This window comes from Edaphobacter dinghuensis (assembly GCF_014640335.1).
Taxonomy (GTDB): Bacteria; Acidobacteriota; Terriglobia; order Terriglobales; family Acidobacteriaceae; genus Edaphobacter; species Edaphobacter dinghuensis.
Genome location: NZ_BMGT01000001.1, coordinates 357,245 through 382,046, shown reverse-complemented (window position 1 = coordinate 382,046; position 24,802 = coordinate 357,245). Strand labels below are relative to the sequence as shown.

12 protein-coding genes are annotated in these 24,802 nt (G+C 58.2%); 4 read left to right on the top strand and 8 right to left on the bottom strand.

Annotated elements, in window-relative coordinates:
- Positions 1 to 9: 9 nt before the first annotated feature.
- Both IEW09_RS01455 and IEW09_RS01450 read right to left on the bottom strand, forming a co-directional pair.
- The gene (locus tag IEW09_RS01455) at positions 10 to 1,116 is read right to left on the bottom strand and encodes a D-alanine--D-alanine ligase family protein (protein WP_188552386.1); all 1,107 of its coding nucleotides are present in this window, start codon (positions 1,114 to 1,116) and stop codon (positions 10 to 12) included.
- Between the two features lie 162 nt (positions 1,117 to 1,278).
- Positions 1,279 to 4,164, bottom strand: a complete 2,886-nt coding sequence (locus IEW09_RS01450; RefSeq protein ID WP_188552385.1) for an aconitate hydratase — start codon at positions 4,162 to 4,164, stop codon at positions 1,279 to 1,281.
- A gap of 346 nt (positions 4,165 to 4,510) precedes the next feature.
- Here IEW09_RS01450 and IEW09_RS01445 point away from each other — a divergent pair, with 346 nt between their 5' ends.
- Entirely contained in the window at positions 4,511 to 5,530 is a 1,020-nt protein-coding gene (locus tag IEW09_RS01445; protein WP_188552384.1) for a ComEC/Rec2 family competence protein, read from the top strand.
- A gap of 140 nt (positions 5,531 to 5,670) precedes the next feature.
- The gene (locus IEW09_RS01440) at positions 5,671 to 7,287 is read left to right on the top strand and encodes a YXWGXW repeat-containing protein (RefSeq protein ID WP_188552383.1); all 1,617 of its coding nucleotides are present in this window, start codon (positions 5,671 to 5,673) and stop codon (positions 7,285 to 7,287) included.
- Between the two features lie 148 nt (positions 7,288 to 7,435).
- Here IEW09_RS01440 and IEW09_RS01435 read toward each other — a convergent pair whose 3' ends face one another.
- From IEW09_RS01435 to IEW09_RS01415, 5 genes are all read right to left on the bottom strand, one after another.
- A complete protein-coding gene (locus IEW09_RS01435) occupies positions 7,436 to 9,142 on the bottom strand; it encodes a rhamnogalacturonidase (protein ID WP_188552382.1) in 1,707 nt (568 codons plus the stop codon).
- A 170-nt stretch (positions 9,143 to 9,312) separates the two neighbouring features.
- A complete protein-coding gene (locus IEW09_RS01430; RefSeq protein WP_188552381.1) occupies positions 9,313 to 10,770 on the bottom strand; it encodes an efflux transporter outer membrane subunit in 1,458 nt (485 codons plus the stop codon).
- The gene (locus IEW09_RS01425; RefSeq protein WP_188552380.1) at positions 10,770 to 11,999 is read right to left on the bottom strand and encodes an efflux RND transporter periplasmic adaptor subunit; all 1,230 of its coding nucleotides are present in this window, start codon (positions 11,997 to 11,999) and stop codon (positions 10,770 to 10,772) included. The genes IEW09_RS01430 and IEW09_RS01425 overlap by 1 nt, the downstream gene beginning before the upstream one ends.
- Positions 11,996 to 15,169, bottom strand: coding sequence for an efflux RND transporter permease subunit (locus tag IEW09_RS01420; RefSeq protein ID WP_188552379.1), 3,174 nt, complete (start codon positions 15,167 to 15,169; stop codon positions 11,996 to 11,998). Before IEW09_RS01420 ends, IEW09_RS01425 begins: the two co-directional genes overlap by 4 nt.
- Before the next feature lie 190 nt (positions 15,170 to 15,359).
- Positions 15,360 to 16,577 carry an acyltransferase family protein gene (locus IEW09_RS01415; RefSeq protein WP_188552378.1) on the bottom strand — a complete coding sequence of 406 codons (1,218 nt, stop codon included), beginning with the start codon at positions 16,575 to 16,577 and terminating at the stop codon, positions 15,360 to 15,362.
- A 345-nt stretch (positions 16,578 to 16,922) separates the two neighbouring features.
- Here IEW09_RS01415 and gyrB point away from each other — a divergent pair, with 345 nt between their 5' ends.
- Positions 16,923 to 19,568: a DNA topoisomerase (ATP-hydrolyzing) subunit B gene (gene gyrB / locus IEW09_RS01410; protein WP_188552377.1), complete on the top strand. Its 2,646-nt coding sequence runs from the start codon at positions 16,923 to 16,925 to the stop codon at positions 19,566 to 19,568.
- 102 nt (positions 19,569 to 19,670) lie between these two features.
- Here the strand turns inward: gyrB and IEW09_RS01405 are convergent, their stop codons facing one another.
- Entirely contained in the window at positions 19,671 to 20,981 is a 1,311-nt protein-coding gene (locus IEW09_RS01405) for a hypothetical protein (RefSeq protein ID WP_188552376.1), read from the bottom strand.
- A gap of 170 nt (positions 20,982 to 21,151) precedes the next feature.
- Between IEW09_RS01405 and IEW09_RS01400 the strand changes: the two genes are divergently transcribed.
- On the top strand, positions 21,152 to 24,751 hold the full coding sequence (locus tag IEW09_RS01400) for a TonB-dependent receptor (protein WP_188552375.1): 3,600 nt from the start codon (positions 21,152 to 21,154) through the stop codon (positions 24,749 to 24,751).
- Positions 24,752 to 24,802 lie beyond the last annotated feature (51 nt).

Below are 24,802 nucleotides of genomic sequence, written 5' to 3'. Positions count from 1 at the left end.
CTTCGTGAGCTAGTCGCGGCTGAAGCTAGTCTGCTGCTTTTCTTTCTGGCGTTCGACCGCCAGCGCGATCAGGCGGTCGATCAGCTTCTTATACGGAAGCCCGCTCGCCTCCCACAGCTTGGGATACATGCTGATGCTGGTGAACCCCGGCATCGTATTGATCTCGTTCAAGTAGATGCGCGCCTTCTTGCCCTTCCGCGCAGGCTCCATCAAAAAGTCGACCCGCGCCAGCCCGGCGCAATCGCAGGCGCGAAAGGCGGCAACCGCCATTGCGCGAATCTCTTTGACCTCGGCTGCCGTCAGCTTGGCAGGAATAATCGGCACGCTCGGATCGTCAGGCGAGTCGGCATACTTCGACTCGTAGTCGTAGAACTCCTTGTTCGGAACGATCTCGCCCACAACCGAAGCCTCGGGCGAATCGTTGCCCAGCACTGCCACCTCAAGCTCACGCGGCTTCGCCCCCGGCCCACCCACTCCTTGCTCGATGACGAGCTTGCGGTCGAAGCCTGCAGCAAGATCCATCGCCGCAGCAAGCTCCGAGCGGTCATGCACCTTCGAGATGCCGACGCTCGACCCCAGATTCGCGGGCTTTACGAACACCGGATATTGCAGCGCCTTCTCAATCAGTCGCGTGCAACGCTTCGGATCAGCCTTCCACTCGCTGCGAGTCAACGCGAGATGTGGTGTCTGAGGTAAGCCAGCAGCCGCAAACAACTTTTTCATCACATCCTTGTCCATGCCAGCGGCGGAGCCAAGAACGCCGGAGCCAACATAGGCGATATCAGCCAGCTCAAACAGCCCTTGAATCGTGCCGTCCTCGCCAAACGTTCCATGCAGCACCGGAAAGACAACATCGACAGTCTGCGTGAGATTACCGCTCTGATGAACAAGGTCCGCACCCGCGCTGAGCTGAAGCGGCTGCTTCGATTCACCCGCCAGCAAAGCCTGCGCGCCGCCAGCACTAAGCCACTGACCCTGCTTCGTAATTCCGATAGGCAGCACATCATATTTCTTTTTGTCGATGGCCTTGAGGATCGAAGCAGCAGAACGGAGGGAGACTTCGTGCTCGCCGGAGCGGCCGCCGAAGAGAATGCCAATACGTTGTTTTTTCTTCATGTCGTCTTTCAATTTTCCTACTCTAGTCTCCGACAGAATCGCGGCCATCTGCGACGGATCGTCTCCTCTTGAACCAAGGCTGCTACGGGTGTTCGCTCCAATACGGCATAAACAGCTCAGGCCCGGCATCATCGCCGGGCCTGAGCTGTTTGCAAAAGAGAATTACTTACCCGCCAACTGCCGCAGAACATACTGCAAAATACCGCCGTTCTGATAGTAGAGAATCTCCTGCGGCGTATCGATGCGCACGGTCACGGTGAACTCGATGGTCTTGCCGAGGTCCGACTCCGCAACGACAGTGATCTCCTTGCCATCGGCAAACTTCCCGTCGAGCATGGCCTTCAACGCTCCCGGAGTATCGCCGATCGCATAGACCTCTTCGCCCGTCAGGTGCAGCGATTCGGCGTTCTGTCCCGGCAGAAACTGCAAGGGCAGAATGCCCATGCCTACCAGGTTCGACCGGTGAATGCGCTCATAGCTTTCCGCAATCACAAAGCGCACGCCCAGCAGTAGCGGCCCCTTGGCAGCCCAGTCACGCGACGAGCCCGAACCGTACTCCTTACCCGCGAGGATCGCCAGCGGCGTTCCGCGCTCGGCATACTTTACCGAGGCATCATAGATCGACATCGGAACATCCTCAGGCAGCAAACGCGTCACGCCGCCCTCGGTCCCGGGGGCGAGCTTGTTACGCAACCGCACATTGGCAAACGTTCCGCGAACCATCACCTCATGGTTGCCGCGCCGCGAGCCGTAGCTGTTGAAGTCCGCAGGCTTCACCCCATGCTCGGTTAGATACTTTCCAGCCGGGCCATCCTTCTTGATCGAGCCAGCCGGAGAGATATGGTCCGTGGTCACGCTATCGCCCAATACTGCGAGCACACGCGCACCGTGAATATCCTTCACCGGCTCAGGCTGCGCGCCCATGCCGTCGAAGTAAGGAGCCTTGCGGATGTAAGTCGAATCCGGCTCCCATCCATAGGTGTTGCCCTCTGGAAACTTCAGGTGCTGCCAGTTCTGGTCGCCATCGCTGACGGTGCCATACTCATGGCGGAACATCTCAGAGTCAATCGACGAAGCAACCGTCGACGCAACCTCTTCCTGCGTCGGCCAGATGTCCTTCAGATAAACCGGCTGGCCGTCCTTGCCCTTACCCAGCGGCTCGGTGTCGAAGTTGTGTTTGATGTGTCCAGCCAGCGCATATGCGACCACCAGCGGAGGGCTCATCAGGTAGTTTGCACGAACCTCAGGCGAGATGCGCCCCTCGAAGTTGCGATTTCCCGACAGCACCGACACGGCGACCAGCCCATGATCTTCAATGGCCTTCGAGACATCCGTCGGCAGCGGCCCCGAGTTGCCGATGCAGGTGGTGCAGCCATAGCCGACCGTCTGGAAGCGCAGCGCATCGAGATAAGGCATCAACCCAGCCTTCACGAAGTAGTCCGTCACCACACGCGATCCCGGAGCCAACGAAGTCTTCACCCAAGGCGGCGTCGAAAGCCCCTTCTCCACAGCCTTTTTCGCCAACAAGCCAGCAGCGATCATCACATAAGGATTCGATGTATTCGTGCAGGACGTAATCGCTGCAATCACAATCGAGCCATGATCGAGATATTTATCGGGGTCGATGCCAAATCGGTTCTGGATAGAGACCGACGGCGCTTCCATCACCGCTGTTCCACCACCCTGTTCGACCGAGACTGTGGCCGAAGCAACCACCGGAGCCGGAGCGCCATTCGCACTGTTGACATCGCCGCCAGCGCTCGGATGCCCGCCCTCACCCTCCCAGCGAACCAATTGGCGCACGCCATTGGCATTCGCATTGGGTCCAAGCAGCGAGGGAAGCTGTTGCTGGAACGATGCTCCCACCTCGGGCAGCAGCACGCGGTCCTGCGGACGCTTCGGTCCGGCCACGCTTGGCCGCACCGTGCTCAGATCGAGCGAGGTCGTCACCGAATACACCGCCTCAGGCGCGTCGGGAGTGTGGAACAGGCCCTGCTCACGGTAGTAAGCCTCTACCAGCGCAATCTGCTCCTCGCTGCGTCCGGTCAGCCGCAGATAGTTCAGCGTCTCTGCATCCACTGGGAAGATGCCGCAGGTCGCGCCATACTCAGGAGCCATGTTGGCGATGGTCGCGCGATTGGCCAGCGGCAGCTCGGAGACACCCGAGCCATAGAACTCAACAAACTTGCCCACAACACCCAGCTTGCGAAGCTGCTCGGTCACCGTCAGCACCAGATCGGTGGCCGTAGTTCCTTCCTTCAGCTTGCCGGTCAGTTTGAAGCCCACCACCTGCGGCACCAGCATCGAAACCGGCTGGCCCAGCATGGCTGCCTCGGCTTCGATACCGCCGACGCCCCAACCCAACACGCCCAGGCCATTAATCATCGTCGTGTGTGAGTCGGTGCCGACCAGCGTATCGGGATACGCCGTGACCTTTCCATCGGCATCCGGCTGGGTCGTGAAGACTACGCGAGCCAGATACTCCAGGTTCACCTGATGGCAGATGCCCATGCCCGGCGGCACAGCCGAGAAGTTGCGGAAGGCCGTCTGTCCCCACTTCAAAAACGCATAGCGCTCGCGATTGCGCTGAAATTCCATCGCGGCGTTCAGGTCATAGGCGCGCACCGTGCCGAACTCGTCGACCTGCACCGAGTGGTCGATGACCAGCTCCGCAGGCTGCAAAGGATTGATCTTCTCCGGATCGCCGCCCAGCGTCCGCATGGCATCGCGCATTGCCGCCAGATCGACCACGGCAGGGACGCCGGTGAAGTCCTGCATCAGCACGCGAGCAGGCATGTAAGCAATCTCGCGCGAAGGCTCGGCGCTCGCGTCCCAGTTGGCGAGGAACTTGATGTCGTCGGCGGTAACGGTGCGGCCATCTTCGTGACGCAACAGGTTCTCAAGCAGGATGCGCAACGAAAAGGGAAGCCGCGTCAGCTTGACGCCGGCATCCTCCAGCGCGCGCAGGCGAAAGATGCGGTAGTCGGTCGAACCGGAGCGAAGGGTGGATTGACTCTTGAAGGAATCAGGGTGGGATTGGGTCGGCATGGTCTCTTCTCCAGAGAAGCGCTTCTTTCGTCTTTATCAGGAAGCGCGAAGTAAGGGCCGCAAGCGCGAAGGTCAACGCGAACGACAACGGTGGAAGCCTATCAAATATCGGTGAATTTCTGCGAAAGGAGGTAGCTAGCAGCGCCCGCGGTCAGGACGACCGTGGCGAAAGCGCTTCGTGCATGGAAGACAGCCAGCCATCGCCTCCATTTTACTTCGATTCGCTCCAATCGCGGAAGCCCGCGTCAGCGACCCAGTTTAATTCTTCCGACCTGCCCCATCTGTGCAATCATTTCCAGTGCCAGCCGGAATGCCCTGGCCAAGTTTTGATTTTCAGGAGAATGAAATGAAGCGTTTACTCGCCGCCGCTCTGCTCATGGCAACTCCCCTTGCCTTTGCCCAGAAAAAGTCCGGTGACCTCAAGGTCTACTTTGTCGACGTCGAAGGCGGTCAGGCCACGCTCTTTGTCCCGCCTACCGGAGAAAATCTGCTCGTTGACGCAGGCTGGCCCGGCGCCGCCAACGCCGACAAGATCGTCGCTATCGCTAAAGTCGCCGGTGTCAGCAAGATCGATAACCTGCTCATCACCCACTACCACATCGACCACGTCGGCGGTGTCCCCGATGTAGCCGCCCGCATTCCCGTAGGCAGATTCATCGACCACGGCATCAACCGCGAGACCAACGACAAGGCAACCGAGACCAGCTACCAGAACTACCAGAAGCTGCTGGCCAACGGTCACTACGCTCATCTCACCGCGAAGCCCGGCGTGATCCTTCCCCTCACCGGAATGCACGTCGAAGTCGTCAGCGCCGACGGCAACGTCATCGACAAGCCGCTCGCCGGAGCAGGCGCCACCAATGCAGCCTGCGCAGCCAGCCCTCTCAAGGACGCTGAGAACACAGAGAACGACCGCTCCATCGGCATGATGATCACCTTTGCCAGGCTGCGCATCGCCGACCTCGGCGATCTCACCTGGAACAAGGAGCGCCTGCTCATGTGCCCGGTCAACAAGCTCGGTAAGGTGGACGTCTATATCGTGTCGCATCACGGCTTCGACCGCAGCTCCAGCCCGGCGCTGCTCAACGCCATCGCCCCGCGTGTGGCCATTATGGACAATGGAGCCGTCAAGGGAGCCGAGGCCGGAGCATGGGACATCGTTGACCACTCGCCTCGCCTGAAAGACCTGTGGCAGCTCCACACCGCCATTCACACCGACGCCGCACACAACAGCAATGACTCCCGCATCGCCAACCTGCCCGGCCCCGATGCCTTCCACTATCTCGTTCTCACCGTGCATCCCAGTGGCAGCTTCGCCGTCACCAACTCTCGCACCAACCAGACGGTGGAATATCCGGCACGCTAGTTCACGCCTCAGATGCAAGATTGACGCAATTGGGATGCCTCCGATTGCGTCAATTTCGTTGGCTTTAAGCTGGCTTAAAATCGCATCATACACAGCAAGTCTGGGTTAAGACCGTAGCAGTAACAAGGAGATTGTGCGCGATGTCTACGCTTATCAAGAGAAGATCAGGTCGCAGCCGTTGGCTGGGATTCGTAGTGGGTGTCGCAATGGTTGCAGGCATGGCAGGCTTTTCGGGATGTCATCGACAGGTGGCAGGCCAGACGGCAAGTGACTCCGGCGCTGACCCCGCAGATGCCAACATGGCTCCCGTAGATAACAGCCAGCCGCAGGCAGCGGTACAGCCTCCGGCGCAAGGGCAGCCTATCGAGAACGAGAGCCAGCAACAGGCCCAACAGTATCAGCAAAACGGGGCCGCCCCGGTCGCTCAACAGCCCGAGCAGCAGGACCAGTCCTACGCTAACGATCAAAATAACGGTCAGGACTACCAAAATAACGATCAGGACTACGCCGACCAGAACAATCAGAACTATGACGATCAGGTCGATGCCGGACAGGAGGCTGTTGAAGATGCAGAGCAACCGCCACCGGCGCTGCCCACCTACGAGCAGCCCGAGGCCCCGGGCCCTAACTACATCTGGACCCCCGGCTACTGGAGCTATGCTCCTGTCGGCTACTATTGGGTGCCCGGCGCGTGGGTGATGGCGCCTTATTATGGTGCGCTCTGGACCCCCGGCTATTGGGGCTTCTACGGCGGACGCTACCGCTTCTATCGTGGCTATTGGGGCCTGCACATCGGCTTCTATGGCGGCGTGAACTATGGCTACGGATATACGGGCTACGGTTATCACGGCGGTTATTGGAACGGCAACAACTTCTACTACAACCGCTCCGTGAACCGGATCAACGTGACCCGGATCACCAACGTCTATAACCGCACCGTCATCGTCAACAACTACAACAACACCCGCGTCTCCTATAACGGCGGAAGAGGCGGCATCCAGGTGCAGCCGCGGCCCGCGGAGATGGTTGCCATGCGCGGCCCCAAGACGCGTCCGATGACGGCGCAGATTCAGAACCAGCGCCAGGCATCGCAGAACCGGCAACAGTTCTATAGCCAGAACCGTGGCCGCCCTGCCACTGTCGTCGCTCGTCCGATGGTCGCCGACAGAGGCATTCAGCGCCCGGTAGCCCGTCCTGTCCAACAGCAGCAGCAACGCCCGCAGCAGGTTCGTCCCGGCCAGCCTAACCAGGCCCGCCCGCAGAACATGCCTCAGAACCAGAACCGTGGACCGGCGCAGTTCCAGAACCGGCCCAACAACCAGCAGGTAAGGCCAAATCAGCCTGAGGCCAGACCGGTTCAACCGCAACAGGCGCGCCCGAACAACCAACTTCAGCAACAGCAGTTGCAGCAAAGACAGCAACAGCAAAGAGAAGTTCAGCAGAGACAACAACAGCAGGTCCAACAGCAGCAAAGACAACAACTGCAACAGAGACAGGCGCAAGAACAACGGCAGGTCCAACAACAGCAGCAACAACAGCGAGTGCAGGAACAACAGCGAGTGCAGCAACAGCAACGAGCGCAGCAACAGCAGTTGCAGCAAAGGCAGCAACAGCAAAGAGCACAGCAGCAGCAGCAACAACAGCAGAGAGCGCAGCAGCAGAGGCAGGTTCAGCAGCAAAGACAGGCGGCTCGACCTGCCCCTCAGGCTCCTCGGCCTGAGAACCGTGGCGGCAGCAACAACGACAACCGCCGCTGAAGCAGCTAACATCGCAAAACAAAAGCCCCTTCCATCGCAAGCAATGGAAGGGGCTTTTATTTACGACCAAAACAGCTTTATCGCTTATCTCCACGACTACTGCCGTTGCTTGTTCTGAGCTTGTTCAAGCACGGCAGAATACAGGTTCTTACAGCGTCTTATCGTCGGCGCTATCCACCTGCGTATCCTTTGCCGCACGGCTCAACAGAATGCGCAGATCGGTGACCTTATTCAGATGAAACGCCGGTGGGTTAGTCGGCGCAGTCACAGCGATGAAGTCGGCGCGATTGACCTCCTGCAATGAGAAGGACGGTCGCGGGTCGGCTTTCATCGGAGAGACTTCGACGTGGCTCAGTTCCAGGTTGTTGACGTGACGGAAGAAGAATCCCTGCGCAGGCATCGGTCCGAACATGCCGGGGTCCGGATACTTCTCTACCTCTTCCGGTGGAACGATGTTGACTTGGCTCGCATAATCTCCGCCCTGATGCTGGATGTAGATGTTCGAGAGCTTGATGTCCTTGATCGCGTAGCCGGGGATGCCGCTAAGGATCGAGCACACCTTGGAGTCATTGTTATAGCTGACGAAGTTGTCGACGAGGACACGCTGCAGCGTGCCGACGACCGTGCTCTGATTGCCCGTGCCCTTCGGTCCGCGTAAACGAGCGCCCAGACGGAAGAAGATTGGCGACTCGTAGACATCGCGCTGCGTGATGTTGGTGATGGTGATGTCTTCACAGAGAGCGCCGTCTTCAGACTCAAGTGCAAGACCGTGGCAGCCCTCGAAGACGCAGTTCGAGATGGTGATGTTCTTGAAGCCGCCGTTCGACTCGGTGCCGCACTTGATGCGTCCGGTGCGATAGACGTGGGCGTCGTCGGCGAACTTCTTCCAGGTGCCGTCAAGCACGGTGCCCAACTCGTAGGTTCCGGTGACGAAGCAGTTGGTGATGGTGAGGTTTTCGGTCGCGCGGTTGTAGCCGAGCGCAAAGCTCGACTTGGGGCAGATGCCGTCGTCCCACGGCGAGTTGACGGTGCAGTTGGAGACGCGAACGTTCTTGCAGCAGTCGATGTCCATGCCGTCGCGGTCGGTGTCGATCTTGAGATTGTCGATGGTCAGGTTATCGACACCGGTCAGCAGAAGGCCGAAGTGGCCGCCCTTAAGGATGGAGAAGTCGCGGAAGATTACGTTGCGGCAGTTCTTCAGCGCGATGGCCTTGTTGCCGACGCCAGCCTGCTCTGCCTGATACATCGGATAGTCGCCGCGCTTGCGGGGCACATACGCTCTGGGAACGACTCCAGCGGGACGAGGCGGTGCGCCGGGAGGACGGCCGGGGCCAGCGCCGAAGCTGAGCCCTTTGCCATAAATAAGGCCGGGGCCGGTGATGCTGAAGTCGTGAATGTCTTCGCCCCAGATGAGCGAATTGTGCCAGTGATTGTGGCCGTAGTCCTGAAAGGCGTCGTAGCTGGTCTTCGGCTCTGCCGCATCGTAGGTGCCGCCGTTGTAGCCCGTGGTCTGGCCGGGCAGCGGCGAGTCGGCAGCGAGGATCGTTGCGCCTTGTGAGAGGAAGAGATCGACGTAGCTCTTAAGATGGATCGAGAAACAGAGGTACGTTCCGGCAGGAAAAATCACTGTGCCTCCGCCTGCGGCCGCTGCGGCTTCGATGGCGCGGTTGATGGCAGGAGTATCTACAGTTTTTCCGTCTCCCGTTGCTCCATAGGTGCGAACGTCGAAGACGCCGGAGCTGCTGTGCAGCGTGGGTTTTGTAGCAGCGTAGGAAGGCAGGGTGGCAGCAGCGGCGGCTAATCCCATGCCGCCAAACTTGAGGAGATCGCGACGGGCAGAGCTGAAGGTGTCCATAGGTCAGCAATGCTAGCAGAAAATTGGTCTGACCAGAAAGGGGCTTCTCGACGATTACCGAACGTCTATAAGAAGTAGGGGGATGTAACCGTTTATTTAGCCTTTTACCGGTTACATGCAGTAGCGTGTAACCGGTAAAAGATGCTTTCAGTGGTTACAAGGGCCTTTGGTCAGAGTTTCGGCAGGTTTGTCGTGTTCCAGCCTCCGCCAAGCGCCTTGATAAGCAGGACGCTGGCGTCCATTTGGCGGCGCATGATGTCGATGTCGTTGCGCTCGTTAATGAGCGCGGTTGTCTGTGCAGTGACCACTTGAAGATAGGTGTCGATGCCGCCGACGTAGCGGTTGTTGAAGATCTGCTGCGCCGACTGCGCCGATTGCGTGGCCTGATGCTGGTGCGCCGCTTCCTGATTGAGAACGCGGAGAGCAGTCAGGTTATCTTCGACCTGTTGAAAGGCAGTGAGCGAGGTCTGGCGATAGTTGGCGACGGTCTCGTCATAAGAGGCAAGGGCCTGCTCGGATGCAGAGCGGCGGCGGCCTGCGTCGAAGAAAGTCTCAGAGAGCGTGGGGCCGACTGCCCAGAGGAAGCTGGAGCGGCTGAGGAGGTTCGACAGCGCGGTGGACTCGTAGCCTACGGCACCGTTGAGCGAGAGCGTGGGAAAGTAGGCGGCGCGGGCAATGCCGATGCGGTCGTTGGCCTCGGCGACGCGGCGCTCGGCGGCAGCAATGTCGGGGCGGCGCTCGAGAAGCTCCGAGGGAAGGCTGACGGGAATGGCCGGAGGACGCGCGTGGAGCGGAGTTGCTGCAAGCGAGAAGGTCGCGGGCGGCTGGCCGATGAGGACGGCGATGGCGTGCTCGTACTGGGCGCGCTGCAAGGTAACGTCGCTGACTTCGACGCGGGCGGCTTCTAGCTGGGTGCGGGCCTGATCGACGTCGGATTGCGGAGCCACGCCGCCTTCAAAACGATTATTAGTGATGCGATAGGCGTCTTCGTAGTCCTTAACGGTGTCCTGGAGCAGCTTCTCTTCGGCGTCGGCACTGCGGGCCTCGAAGTAGTCGATGGCCAACTCGGCTTGGAGGCTGAGCATGGCCGTCTGCATGTCGGCGGCGCTGGCCTGGGCCTCTTCGCGAGCGGCATTGACGCCATGACGGATGCGTCCCCAGAGGTCGATCTCGTAGTTGAGGTCGAGCGGGAGCTGGAGGTTGGCTTCGCCGTTGTTGGCGTTAGCGGCGTTGAAGTATGGCTGGTTCGCAGAGTCGCGAACGCCTGTCGCGGAGGGTGCAACGCCGATGGTTGGCGAGAGGTTCGAGCGGTTGTACTGGATCAGCGCACGGGCCTGGCGGAAGCGGGCCTCGGCCGCCTTGAGGTCCTGATTTTCGGCGGCTACCTTCGGCTCCAGCTCATTGAGCTGGGGGTCGTTGAAGATCGTCCACCAGTCGCCGCGCAGCACAGTGTCGGCAGGCTGTGCGGGCTGCCAGTCGGCGTCTTCCTTGAAGTTGATGGTCGCGGCAGTCGACTCTTTGTAGTTGGGCGCGAGCGGAACATTCGGCTTGGTGTATTTGGGGCCGACCATGCAGCCGGAGAGCAGTAGCGCGGCGAGCGTGGATGTCGCGATGAGGTAACGGCTCATTACTCACCCGCCTGTTTCTGCTGACTAACTGGAGTGACTTGGGCGACATGGACCTGTTGGCCTTCAATGAGAGAGTCGGAGGGATCGAGGATGACGTCGTCGCTGGGCTTGAGGTCGGAGGCGGCGATCTCGACGACCTGACCGGCATCGTGCGTGATGGTGATGGGAACAAGGATGACTTTGCTGTCGCGAACGACGCCGACGCGCAGACCCTCGCTGCGGAAGAGGAGCGTGTTCGAGGGGATGGTGAGGTTGGCGATGCGTTCAGGCACCTTGAAGTGGACGAAGACGTAGGCGCCGGGCAAGAGCTGGCCCTTGGGGTTATCGACATCGACCTCGACGTTCAGGGTGCGCGAGGCGGCGTCGATCATGTTGGAGTTACGAGCGATCGTTCCCTTGAAGACCTGACCTGGGTATTGGTCGAGCGTGAGGGTTGCGGTGCCGCCGTTTTTGATATCGCCCGCGTAGGCTTCGGGTACAGGAACGAAGACGCGAATCTTTTCGATAGATGCGAGGTGGAAGAGCTCCTTCGGCGTGGTGTTGGAGCCTGCGTCGATCAGTGCGCCTACATCGACGTTACGCACGGTGACGATGCCGTCGAAGGGAGCGTAGATCTTTTCGAACGACTGCAACTGCTGCAGGCGGCGAACGTTGGCCATGGCCGCATCGACAGCGGCTTTCTTTGCGGCGGCGTCGCCGGTGGCCTGATCGGTCTCCTGCTTGGAGACGGAGTTGGTCTTGAGCAGGTTGATGTAGCGGGCAGCGGTGGTGTTGGCGAGATCGAGGTTGGCTTGCGTGCTCTTGAGATCGGCCTCGGCGACTTGCAACTGCTGGTCAAGCTCGGGGGTCTCAATGGTAGCCATCAACTGGCCTTTGCGGACGCGGGCGCCGATGTCGAAGTACCAGTGCTTGAGATAGCCGTTGGTGCGGGCATAGATCGGTGTGTCGATGTAGGCCTGGGTGTTGCCGGGCAGCGAGATCTCAGGCGTCAGCGGAGCCGCCGAGGGATGGATGACGTTGACCGAAAGAATCGCCGCGGCCTCGGTGTGCTTTTCAAGAGCACGCTCGGCGGCGTTGCGTGAGGCGATGCCGTAGAGGATGACGGCCAGAAGGACGATGGCGACTACGGTCAGAGCGATCCAGACGCCCGCGGAGAAGCCGCGCTTCTCAGACTCGTTAGGCGGGTAGTGCGACGGGCTTGTCGTCTCGGTGTTCATTGCGCTGCTCATACTAGCTCCTGAAATTCTTGTCCGGTGATTGGCTTCGGGTTTCGTTTACGGCGGCCATGAAGAAGAGCAAAGACTGCGGGAACGAAGATCAGGGTGGCGACGGTGGCGCAGGAGAGGCCGCCGATGACGGCGCGGCCCAGGGGCGCGTTCTGTTCGCCGCCATCGCCGAGGCCGAGCGCCATGGGGATCATGCCGATGATCATCGCCAGCGCCGTCATAATGACCGGACGGAAGCGCGTTGCTCCTGATTCGAGTGCAGCGGTGACCGCATCGCCATGCTGCTCGAGGCGTTCTTTTGCGAAGGAGACGACGAGAATACTGTTCGCCGTGGCCACGCCCATGCACATGATGGCGCCCATCAGTGCGGGAACGCTGAGCGTTGTATGGGTAATGAAGAGGAAGAGCACGATTCCGGCCAGCGCCGCAGGCAGCGCGGTGATGATGATGAAAGGATCGAGCCACGACTGGAAGTTGACGACGATCAGCAGGTAGACCAGCACAATGGCGAAGCCAAGGCCCGAGAGCAGGCCGATGTACGAGCTGCGCATGGTCTCAACCTGGCCGCGGACACGGATGAAGCTGCCGCGCGGCAGCGACTTTTTGCTGGAGGCGACGATCTTGTCGATCTGACGCGAGACGGAGCCGAGGTCGCGGTCCTGCACGCCGCCGTAGATATCGAGCACGCGGCGCAGGTTGTAGTGGTTGACGACTGCCATCTCGGTGCCGCGATGAATGTTGGCGACGTCAGCGAGGATCTCTGGCGTCTTCATCGTTGGCGACGTGATGGGGATGTTGCGCAGATCGCTGAGCGACTGGATATCGTACTGCGGAGCCTGGGCGACGATGCTGTAGTTAACGCCGTTCTTCGTATTGAGGAAGAACATGGGACTGAGCTGCGAGCTTCCGCTGAGGATGTTGACGATGCTGCCGCCCACGTCGCGCTCGGTGTAGCCGCCCTGCGAGGCCTTGGTGCGGTCAACGCTGATGTTGAGCGTGGGGTAGTCGTCGGGCTGCTGGATGCGCAGGTCGACGAGGCCGGGCACCTGCCGCAACTGGCGCAGGATGTCGTTGGCGACCTTGCGGTTGCCGTCGATATCTGCTCCCTCCAACTGCACGTCGATTGGGGAAGGCAGACCGAAGTTGAGGATCTGGGTGACGATGTCTGACGGCAGGAAGTAGAAGATGGTGCCGGGGAACTCGCGGGAGAGCTTGTCGCGAAGGGCAGCGACGTACTTTTCGGTGGGGTGGTGATCTTCTTTGAGAGAGACGAGGATGTCGGCGTCACCGGGGCCGATGAGGCCGGAGGTGGCGTGCTGGAAGTTCATCGGGCTGTAGGGAAGGCCGATGTTGTCGAGGATGTTGTCAAGCTCGGAGGCGGGCACGGTGCGGCGAATGGACTGCTCGACGAGATCGCAGAGGCGGGCCGTCTCCTCAATACGGGTGCCGCTCTTGGCGCGCAGATGCAGGATGAACGAGCCGTTGTCGGTGTTGGGAAAGAAGTTCTGGCCGAGGAATGGAAGCAGGATGAAGGCACAGAGGCAGAGCACGATGAAGAGCGGAACAAAGAAGAGCCGCACTTCAACCAGGCGCTCGAGGACGCCCTGGTAGGTCACGCGGATACGCTCGAAGACGCGCTCGAAGGCACGCTGGAAGCGGGCGAAGGGATTTCGCGAGGGGGCGCCATGGCTATCGTGCGCTTTGAGCAGATACATCGCCATGGTGGGCACGAGGGTTCGCGACAGAACGTACGACGCGAGCATGGCGAAGACGACGGCCTCAGCCAGCGGAACGAACAGGAAGCGCGAGACGCCGCTTAGAAAGAACATCGGCAGAAAGACGATGCAGATGCAGAGCGTGGAGACGAGCGCCGGAACTGAGATCTGGGCGGCACCGTTGAGGATGGCTTCGTGGAGGGCCTGGCCCTCTTCGAGATAACGCTCGATGTTTTCGATGGTGACGGTGGCGTCGTCGACGAGGATGCCGACCGCGAGCGCAAGGCCGCCCAGCGTCATGATGTTAATCGTTTCGCCGAGCAGGCTGAGAACGATGATCGAGGTGAGAATCGACAACGGAATGGAGATGGCGATGATGACCGTGCTGCGCCAGCTTCCGAGGAAGAGCAGAATCATGAGGCCGGTTAGCACGGCAGCGATAATGGCTTCGCGAATAACGCCCTGAATGGAGGCGCGGACGAAGATCGATTGGTCGCCGATCAGCCTGATTTTGAGTTGAGGCGGCAAGGTCGTTTCAAGCTGAGGCAGCATGGCCTGGATTCCGCCGACCACGCTGAGCGTTGAGGCTTTGCCTGACTTCAGGACGCTGAGAAGGACGCCGCGGTGGCCATCCTGCCGGACGACGTTGGTCTGCGGAATACTGCCGTCGGTGACGGTGGCAACGTCGCGTATGTAGACCGTAGCTCCGTTGATCTGACGCACCGGGAGATTGCTGATGCCCTCAATGGTTAACGGAGAAGAGTTGAGGATGACGTCGTACTCGTCCATGCCGATCTTGGCCGTGCCGCCGGGCTGGACGACGTTTTGCTGCGACATGGCGGTGAGGACATCGGTGGGCGATAGTCCCTTGGACTGCAATAGCTTGGGGTTGAGCTCGATCATGATCGAGCGCTGCTTTCCGCCGTAGACGTTGGGCACGATGGCGCCGGGAATGGTGATGAGCTGGGGACGGACGAAGTTGAGACCGACATCGTTCAACTGCTGCTCCGACATGCCCTCTCCGGAGAGGCCGAGCTGAAGGATGGGAACGCTGGAGGCACTGAAGTCGATGATCTCCGGGGGGAGAATGCCGGGGGGGAGGGACTTCAGCATGTACTCGGAGACGGCGCTGACCTGGGCATTGGCGGTGTCGAGGCTGGCTCCGGGCTGGAGATAGATTTTGACGACGACCCAGCCGTTGATGGTGGTCGATTCGATGTGCTGGACGTTGTCGACGAGCGCGGTAACGGCCTTCTCAAAGGGAGTGGTGACGCGGCCTTCAAGCTCTTCGGGGTTGAGGCCGGTGTAGGCCCACGCGCAGGAGACGACCGGGATATCAATGTTGGGGAAGATGTCGGTCGGCGTGCGCAGGATGACGACAGGAGCTGCGATAAGGATGAGGATCGCCAGCACAATGAAGGTGTAGGGCCGATTTAGGGCTAGTTTTACGATCCACATTCAGGGAAGCCTCTTACGCTCGCAGGGGCAGCGTCACTTAGATAGAGTAAGCCAGCTTCGGCATACGGAGATTAGACACGGTACAAGAAGAGAAATATGCAGACTGCGCGATATTCGCATTTTTTGTGCGGATATCGTGGAATGGAACTCGTGCTCAGCTTTCTTTTTGGCCCGGGTAAGCGGGAATCAGCTAAGTACTGGAAACTGCCTTGCGAGCCGCAGCCGTTTCTGTTTTTGAAGCGGCGTGGCTTGGGCGGGAATACTCGAAATAACGCTTGAGCCCAAGAAATCGCTTCTCATACAGGTTGTAACTGAGGTAAGCCGCAGGGACGGAGAGAAGAAAGATGACTACGGCGCCACCGAGCACACCGATGATCTTATGGCCCGTATGCTGGTCGATCCATTCGCGAACGGGCGCAAGGACCAGCGAGAGAATGATGAGGTGGAGAACGTAGAGTCCGTAACTGTATTTGCCGAAGAACCGCAGCACGGGACGCTCGAAGAGAGCGCGCGGTACAGAGGAGGGCCGCAGGCACCAGGCGATGAGCGCAGCGCTGCCGAAGGCAAAAAGTGTATAGCGAAGCGCAAGATAGCTTGCGTCGAAGGGGAAGAGCCAATCCGGGTGCCGCTCGATGGCGATGCGTAGGAGATTGAGCCCTGCCGTGATTGCGACGGTCCACAAAAAAACAGGACGAGCATAGCGCAGAACGACATCGTGGAGAGAGCCGCGCAAGAGAATTGCGAGCATTGCGCCGATGAGCAAAGAATCAGCCCGGCAGGGGGTGGTGCGATTGATGACGTGGAAGATGGTGTGATGAAAGGCCAGAGATAACCGTAGAAGCAGTGCTGCCACGGACAAGGTCACGCTGGCCCAAAGGATCTTCTTTCGGCTCCTAAGCAAAAAGACGGCAAGCGGCCATACCAGATAAAACTGCTCTTCGACCGCGAGCGACCAGAAATGGTCGATCGAGACGCGACCAGCATGCCAGCGATAAAGAGGCATGACGGCGTTCGTGTTCTGGAGATAGAAGAGAAGCGACCACTGCATATGCTGCCAGTGGATGCGAAGCCAGGGCGTGAACACGAAGAGCACAATCAGGACGCCGTAGTAGAGCGGGAAGATGCGGAGGCAGCGTCGGGCGTAGAACTTGCGAAAGTAGCCGGTGTCGGAGAGCGAGTCGTAGAGGATGCCGGTAATCAGGAATCCGGAGAGAACAAAAAAGAGGTCGACTCCTGTAGCCCCAAATCGGAGGGATGACCCGATAGAACGAAGAAAGAAGCCACGGTCCGCCGTTGTTCCAGGGAAGAGGTGGGAGGCCATGACCGCGAGAACGGCCATGCCGCGCAACCCGTCGAGTGAACGAACGTGGCGAGAGTAGGGGCCCGCCTCCCGTTTGGAGATATCCATACTAGAAGGGTTTGACACTGGTTACTAAAGTTTAACCGATGTGGCTTATCGGTGTGAGAAGTGAGTGTGAAATAGAGATTTGGCGAGGGGCATCCAGATTGAAATCAAGGGCTTGTCCCGATTTTGGAAGCAGCGGCATAAGTAGCTAATTATCAGATGGATAGATTGCCTTTTCGGTTGCTCCTCTCCGCGCCCGAAAAAGCACTGTGCGTGGTATACTTGAGATATCGAAAACCACGTTTGAACGTGACGAAAACGCTGGATTGACGCGGCTTTTGCGAGTTTGCGGGCAGCATTGTTCCAAGCGGTTTTTCAAGCATCTCAGCTACGGCTGCATGGAGTTACATGGCAACGACGGCTATCCCCACCGACACCGAACTTTCTGCACTTCAATCCGATACAGCAACCCCCGCTCCTAAAAAGGAGAGTGGCGGATATTCTGCTGAAAACATCACGGTTCTGGAAGGTCTGGCGGCTGTACGCCTGCGTCCGGCGATGTATATCGGTTCGACCGGCGAGCAGGGGCTGCATCACCTGGTCTATGAAGTCGTTGATAATTCAGTCGATGAGGCGCTGGGCGGACATGCGACCCGGATCGATGTGACGATTCACGTCGATAACTCGATCACGGTGACCGATGACGGGCGTGGTATTCCGGTGGACGATAAGGTCATCAACGGAGAGAAGATGCCGGCGGTGCAGGTGGTTCTGACCATGTTGCATGCAGGTGGCAAGTTCGATGCCTCCAACTACAAAGTTTCGGGTGGACTGCACGGCGTCGGCGTGAGCTGCGTGAACGCGCTGAGCGAGGAGTTCGACGTCGAGATCTGGCGCGACGGCCATGCGTGGGAGCAGGATTATTCCAAGGGCGCGCCTACCAGCACGCTGCGCAAGATGGGGCCGAGCAAGCGCAAGGGAACGAAGATCCACTTCCTGCCGGACAAGAGCATCTTTACCGTCACCGAGTTCAGCTACGACACGCTGGCGCAGCGGCTGCGTGAGCTTGCCTTTTTGAATAAGGGGCTTGAGATTCACCTGACCGACGAGCGCACAACGGATGCGAAGACGGGCGAGAGCAAGCACCAGGAGTTCAAGTACGTTGGCGGCATCGCGGAGTTCATCAAGCTGCTGAACAAGGGCAAAACGGTACTGCACGAGAAGCCGATCTACATGGAGGCCGAGCGCGACAACGTGGCCATGGAGATTGGGCTGCAATATAACGACGCCTACTCCGAGACCGTGTTTACGTTTGCGAATAACATCAACACGATCGACGGCGGAACGCATCTCTCGGGCTTCAAGACTGCGCTGACGAGGACCATCAATGCGGCTGGGCAGTCACTTGGCTTGTTCAAAGACGTGAAGGAGAACCTGAGCGGCGATGACGTTCGCGAGGGGCTGGTGGTTGTTATCAGCGTGAAGCTTTCGCAGCCGCAGTTTGAAGGGCAGACGAAGGGCAAGCTGAACTCCGATATCGCTGGAACGGTGCAGGCATTTGTGAACGAGCGTCTGGGTGGCTTCCTGGAACAGAATCCTTCGGTCGCGAAGAAGATCATCAACAAGGCGATTGATGCTGCCCGTGCGCGTGAGGCTGCGCGCAAGGCCCGTGACCTGACTCGGCGCAAGGGTGCGCTCGATGGCGGTGGATTGCCGGGCAAGCTGGCGGACTGCTCGGAGCGGCAGCCTGATCGTTGCGAACTTTACCTCGTTGAGGGAGAGAGCGCAGGCGGCACGGCCAAGCAGGGACGCGACCGTAAGTTCCAGGCGATCCTTCCGTTGAAGGGTAAGATCCTCAACGTCGAAAAGGCGCGTTACGACAAGATGCTGGGCCATGAAGAAATTCGCGCCATGATTACAGCGCTTGGCTGCGGTATCGGCAAGGACGACTTCGACGCCAGCAAGCTGCGTTACGGCAAGCTGATTCTGATGACCGATGCCGACGTCGATGGATCGCACATTCGTACGCTGCTGCTGACCTTCTTCTTCCGGCATATGACGGAGCTGATTAAGCGCGGGCATGTGTACATTGCGCAGCCGCCGCTCTATCGCATCAAGAAGGGCAAGTTCGAGCAGTACATTAAGGACGACCGCGAGTATGTAAGCGTCATGGTCAAGCGCGCCTCCGACGGCATGGTGATTCGCTATGGCGAGGGCGGAGCGACGCTCGAAGGCTCGGCGCTGACCAAGTTCATGACGCAGTTGAACGACTACCTCGGCTTCTTCGATAAGGTGCAGAAGCGGTTGCGCAACGAAGAGGTGACGCAGGCATTTGCGGAGATCTTTGCGAACGAAGGCAAAGATTCGGCGCGGCGTGTGGACTTTGAATCTCCGGCGAAGCTGGAGGCGATGCATGCGCGGTTGCAGGCTGTGGCCAAGACGTACCAGTTCAAGCATGTGGGTGACGTGGTGCTGGATGAAGAGCACCGGATGTACTCGGTGAACTTCACCGATGCCCAGGGCGCGGTGCGGTCGATCGACTGGACGCTGGCTTCTACGGCGGAGAGCCGCCAGATGCTGGGCAAGCATGCGCAGATTCGCGAACAGTTGAAGGGGCCGTTCTTCATCGAGTACTCGGCCAAGACCAAGAAGGAAGCGGCCGCCGAAGAGGCAGAAGAGGCGGCGTCGGAAGAGGGCGTGGCCGAGACTGCGGCTGCTCCTGGCACCGCGCTTGAGGCCAAGCCGGGCAAGCGGGCGAGCAAGGCTTCGCACGATCCGGTGGAGAAGCAGACAGCGCGCGAGGTGTTCGAGTACGTTATTGAGCAGGGACGGAAAGAGTATCAGGTGCAGCGGTATAAGGGACTGGGCGAGATGACGGCTCCGCAGCTATGGGAGACGACGATGGACCCGGAACGGCGTACCCTGCTTCAGGTGAAGCTCGAAGATCTGGCTGCCTGCGAGGAGATATTTACCACGCTGATGGGCGAGGACGTCGAGAGCCGTCGCAAGTTCATCGAAGAGAATGCGCTGGATGTGAAGAATCTTGATATTTAGATTTTGATATTTGACGCACGAACGTCATATTTACAACTTTGCTTCTGCATCTCGGAGTTCGATTGATCTGAATGAAGGTGCTTCCTGGCTTCCGGTAGAAGTTCAAGGAAGGATGCGCCACGCAACTACGCTGTTTGTGGATGCGTCCCCACCTAGATTGCTTGTCCTTAACAGAACCTCGAAATGGGGAATATGTCGCACTGATTGTTCGGCCCGTCGCAAGAACTGGTTCATCTGGGTGCCATTGGAAAGGAATTCCCAGGCGCAGTCTGTACCGGCCATCGAGGTTCCTTCCAAGAGGAGAACGTTGCCTTCGCCAGCGCTGTTTGGAAGATAAGTCACCTTGCAGTACACGGTATGGAGTTGGCTAACGGGGTCAGAACTCCATGAGGCAGGCTCTCCCGTCGCAGGCTTGCGATTCTCAATCGTGTAGGTCGTACTGTCCTGATTCTTTCTCAGGATGAAATTCATCGGTGCCTCGAACATCTGAATCCATGGATTTGTTTCGGCGCTTCCGATCAAAATCACATTACTGTGCTTCAGATCATTCGGACGCACATCGCGCGCAAAGCGGACCAGGGGTGCAGTATTCAGGCCACTGGCTATTGCCGAAAGTTTCTGGACGATATCCAGATCGACCATCGAGGTGTAGCGTCGGGAGAGCAGCATATTGGAGGCTTTTAGTTCGACCTCGGAGCCTCGAGTTTCTTTTGCGAAGTTTCCCGAAAGATATTCGGAAAGATTAACGTTTCTTCTCTGCATCTCCTCCCACATCACCAGACTGCTATCTCCCGGCACGATAAGCGTCTGCCGAGAATCCGTGAACATTTCTTTCCATATTGAGGGTCGGAGAGATCTTTGTTTCCAGGTTCTGTAACCTGCTATGCCCGCGGCTACAGTGAGCAATAAAACGGTGACAGCGACTATCCATCTCCGTGGCTGCTTTGTTGCTTGATTCACTTTCACTGCCACCGTTCCGGGTATCTCTTGCCGGACTGCAGAGTCGGGTTCGTCTTCTGGTGCGGCTTCAAGCGATGTCGTCTGCTCCGGAATTGGATCTTGAGGGGACCCTCCCACTTCGAAGTGCGGTTGGTAGCCTCCTCGGGGGATGGAAACGCGCACCGTCTCCCTGCAACCTTCGCGCAGGTAATACAGTTCCAGCTTGCGGCGCAGGCGACTTGCATGAGATCGCACAATTCCGTCGATGCTTGGATCGAAATCCTCAGGGAGCTGAAAGACGTTGCGGCCAATATCGCGTTCGTTGAGCTCGGATGTCCGTCCCTCTATCTCCAACTCGCAAATATGCAAAAGAATGCTTGAGAGGCGAGATGATTTTTGGAAGTGTTTCGACGCAATGATTCGATGAATCGCTTCCCGCTTTACAAGCGGCGAAACAATCTCCTCTGACTGCATGGATGCGTCCCTTCCTCAAATGCGGATCGATCTCATCCTATGAGGCCTCCGTGAATAGAGTGCAAATACATTAAGGCTCGATGTTTATCTTCTCCGTTTAACATCACCGATCTATTTGAAAAGACAAAACCGTTCTTTTGTTTCGGTGAATTGTCTGGATGCTGCCGGTAATGTCTGGCTACTCTCTCTTCAACTACCGCGGCAAATCTTTCATTCTCTTCTGCAACATGTCTGCGGAGGATGAAGGAACTCTATATGTCGTTGGTGCAGACACTCTCGCTTTTCCTAAGACCAAGACCAAGGTGACTTCGATGCTGTTTCGATCCATTCGCAGAACTGTTATCGTTCTCTGTCTTCTCGCACTCTCCCATCATTCTCTTCTGAGTCAGGAGTTTCGCGGCTCCGTCTCAGGCAAAGTGACTGACACCGGCGGCTACTCCCTCTCTCAGGCGGAGGTTCAGGTTCATTCACACCAGGACGCAACCGATCAGACAGTCATGAGCAACACGGAAGGTCTTTATCGTGTGCCGTTCCTCAACCCAGGAACCTATGACATAACCATCAGCAAAGGTGGATTTAACACCACCAAGATGGTGAACGTTGTGGTTTCGCTTGCCCAGAATACTGAGGTCAACGCGATTCTGTCGCCGGCCACTGTCTCGCAGGAGATCGTTGTCTCTTCATCGCAGACTCTAGTCGATACGGAGTCGGCGGACCGCGGTATGACGGTGGAGCATACACGCGTGGATAACACGCCATTGCAAGGACAAAATATCTTCGCCCAAGCATGGTCAGCGCCGGGCGTCGCCGTGACATCGGCAGCGCAGCGCCTGCGCCCCTTTGACGTTAGCGGATCGACCAATATGTCTATCAACGGAGGGCAGCCCGGTGGTAACGAAGTACTTGTAGACGGCACATCTGCGCTTTCGCAGTCCAGCACGGTGGCGTATGTGCCGCCGGTCTCGGCCACGGACGAGTTCCGCGTGCAGACTTCGGTCTACGACGCGCAATACGGATGGACCAGCGGTGGCGTAGTCAATGTGGTCACCAAGTCCGGTACCAACCAGTTCCACGGCTCGGCCTATGAGTTGCTACAGAACACCGTTCTGGATGCCAATACCTACAACTCAAACTACACTGGTCAGCCCCGCGGATCTTCTCACATTAATACCTTTGGAGGTTCGATCGGCGGGCCAGTCTTCAAGAACCGTGTCTTCGGCTTCTTCGCATATGAGGAGCTGCGCCAGTTTATCCCCGATCCCTTTACTACCTCTGTTCCTACTCCGCTGGAACGCATTGGCGATTTCTCTCAAAGCTATTACGGAACTGACGGCAGCGGCAATAAGCTGCTCCGGACCATCTACAACCCCTATTCCACAAGACTCAATCCTGCGACGAACAAGTACGTTCGTGATCCTTTTCCCGGCAATGTCATCCCGAAGAGCATGATGAGCCAGGTTGCATTGAATGTACTTGCAGGGCTGCCTGCGGGCAATGTCGCCGGTAACTCCGTCACAAATCTCAACAATCTGGTCAACGGTCCCAACTCCCGGAAGTTCACAGACCTGTTTGATAACTGGGTCGCGCGTGGCGACTATGTGCTGTCTCCTTCCACACGCTTCTTCACACGATATTCGCGTAACAAGCTTACCGAGGCACGCGGCTTCATCTATTCCAGCAACAACAACATTAATCCCTTCGACACGACGAAGAATTCGCGGTACAACCGCGAGAACCACAATGCCACGGTGCAGTTCACCCACGTGCTGAATTCTCGAATGACCCTGGATCTGCGGACAGGCTTTGAGCGCTTTCTGCTGCGCAATGGCGCCTTTCAGGGTTTGAACTATGGGCTGCAGAAGCTGGGTTTCAGCAGTGACTTCGCTAACCTGGTTCCGGATAATATTCCTGCTTTCAATCTAGCGGGTTATGGCGGCGCTGGCGCTCAACCGCAGGGGATCAGTCCTATCTCGCAGGGAAATGCCTTCCAGGGGCTTTTGTATATGCAGGCTGGACGTCATACATTCCGCATTGGAGGCGAGGTGTATTTGAATCGCGTCTATTCCATCAACCCTGGCTTTAGTTCCGGCAACTTCAATTTCAATACGATTTTCACGGGCAGCGATCCGAACACCGCCAACTCCTTTTCCGGCAGTTCGGTTGCGTCCTTCCTTCTGGGCGCGCCGCAGTCAGGGTATGTCGACGTCAACACTACATCAGCCCGGCAGCAGTTGCTGAATTCTCTTTTCGTGCAGGATGACATTCATGTTTCAGACCGGTTGGTCATGAACGCCGGCCTCCGCTGGGATGTGATGACGCCTATGACCGATCGGCACAATGCAGTTGCCCGGGGGTTCGATTTCAATGCGACCAGCCCGCTAAGCGTTCCTGGTCTCACACTCAAGGGTGGGCTGCTCTATGCCGGTGTCAACGGCCAGCCACGAGGCATCTACAATCCCGACTGGACCAACTTCGGGCCACGGGCGGGCGCGGCATTCCGTATCAATGACAAGACTGTGCTGCGAGGTGGTTACGGCCTCGTCTATTCGCAGACCTTTGATGACCCCGGCAACGCTCCCGGCTTCAGCCAGGAGACGGCCATGGTTACATCAGTTGTCGCTGGAATACCCGCGAATACGCTGGACAATCCGTTTCCAAACGGCATTCAAAAGCCGATCGGCGCTGCGCTTGGACTTTCTGCAAACCTGGGTCAGAGCCTGACTTTCGCGGACCCGAACCGGCGCGTTCCATGGACACAGCAATATTCAGTAGAACTGCAACGAGAGCTTCCGCAGAAGGTACTGTTCACACTCGGCTATGTGGGAAGCCATACCTCCAGTCTGGGCATCACACGTTCCATCAACGAGATCTCAGCAGCTTCGCTGGCAATGGGGACTGCATATCTCTCGACCAGTGTTTCGAATCCGTTTGCAGGCCTGTTGCCAGGAACCTCGCTCAACTCTGCCACGGTGCAGCGACGTCAACTCCTTCGCCCTTATCCACAGTTTCTTTCCATCAGCGAAATGGCGAGCTCTGTTGGTAGATCCACCTACAACGGTATGCAGACGCTGCTACAGAAGCGTATGAGCAATGGTTCCAGCGTCAGCTTCTCATACACCTATTCGAAGACGCTCGGACAAAACTCGTTTGCAAATCCGCAGGATGCCCATCCGGAAAAGGTTGTGGCTTCGTGGGATGTGGCGAACAGCATTCAGATCAATGGTGTCTATAACCTTCCCGTCGGCCGTGGCCAGCGTTGGGGGGCAGATACTCCATCTGCCGTACGTGCTGTTATCAGTGGATGGCGTATCAGCGCGCTTTCCAGAATCCAGTCGGGCTTTCCGCTCACCACACCGACAAGCGTTGTGCCAACGGGTGTTTCTGCCAAACTCGCCCATCCCACACTGAATCGGTGGTTCAATACCTGCACACGGCTCAGTACGGGTGCGCTGCAAAACTGCCAGGGGGGAGAATCGCCTGTGTGGGCCACAAGGGCCTCGGATACGTTGCAGACGTGGAGCACGCGGCTTAGCTACGTGCGTAATCCTCCCATCCGTAATCTTGATGCCAGCATCATGCAGGAGACACCTATTCGTGACGGCCTAGCCCTAACGCTACGTGTAGACTTCCTCAATTTGATGAACACGCCACAATGGTTCAACGGACCGGTGACAGACTCAACCAGCAGCAACTTCGGCCAAATTGCTGGAGTGTCAGACCAATCGAATCTGCCGCGCGTGATTCAGCTTTCAGCGAAGTTCCTTTTCTAACCCAGCTCAAGAGGTTACCGAATGGAGAGAAACCCATACGGTAGCCTAAGC

Excerpts from the sequence above, each read along its gene's own strand:
- IEW09_RS01455 (WP_188552386.1), bottom strand. The coding sequence starts at position 1,116 with ATGAAGAAAAAACAACGTATTGGCATTCTCTTCGGCGGCCGCTCCGGC.
- IEW09_RS01450 (WP_188552385.1), bottom strand. The coding sequence starts at position 4,164 with ATGCCGACCCAATCCCACCCTGATTCCTTCAAGAGTCAATCCACCCTT.
- IEW09_RS01445 (WP_188552384.1), top strand. The coding sequence starts at position 4,511 with ATGAAGCGTTTACTCGCCGCCGCTCTGCTCATGGCAACTCCCCTTGCC.
- IEW09_RS01440 (WP_188552383.1), top strand. The coding sequence starts at position 5,671 with ATGTCTACGCTTATCAAGAGAAGATCAGGTCGCAGCCGTTGGCTGGGA.
- IEW09_RS01435 (WP_188552382.1), bottom strand. The coding sequence starts at position 9,142 with ATGGACACCTTCAGCTCTGCCCGTCGCGATCTCCTCAAGTTTGGCGGC.
- IEW09_RS01430 (WP_188552381.1), bottom strand. The coding sequence starts at position 10,770 with ATGAGCCGTTACCTCATCGCGACATCCACGCTCGCCGCGCTACTGCTC.
- IEW09_RS01425 (WP_188552380.1), bottom strand. The coding sequence starts at position 11,999 with ATGAGCAGCGCAATGAACACCGAGACGACAAGCCCGTCGCACTACCCG.
- IEW09_RS01420 (WP_188552379.1), bottom strand. The coding sequence starts at position 15,169 with ATGTGGATCGTAAAACTAGCCCTAAATCGGCCCTACACCTTCATTGTG.
- IEW09_RS01415 (WP_188552378.1), bottom strand. The coding sequence starts at position 16,577 with ATGGATATCTCCAAACGGGAGGCGGGCCCCTACTCTCGCCACGTTCGT.
- gyrB (WP_188552377.1), top strand. The coding sequence starts at position 16,923 with ATGGCAACGACGGCTATCCCCACCGACACCGAACTTTCTGCACTTCAA.
- IEW09_RS01405 (WP_188552376.1), bottom strand. The coding sequence starts at position 20,981 with ATGCAGTCAGAGGAGATTGTTTCGCCGCTTGTAAAGCGGGAAGCGATT.
- IEW09_RS01400 (WP_188552375.1), top strand. The coding sequence starts at position 21,152 with ATGTCTGGCTACTCTCTCTTCAACTACCGCGGCAAATCTTTCATTCTC.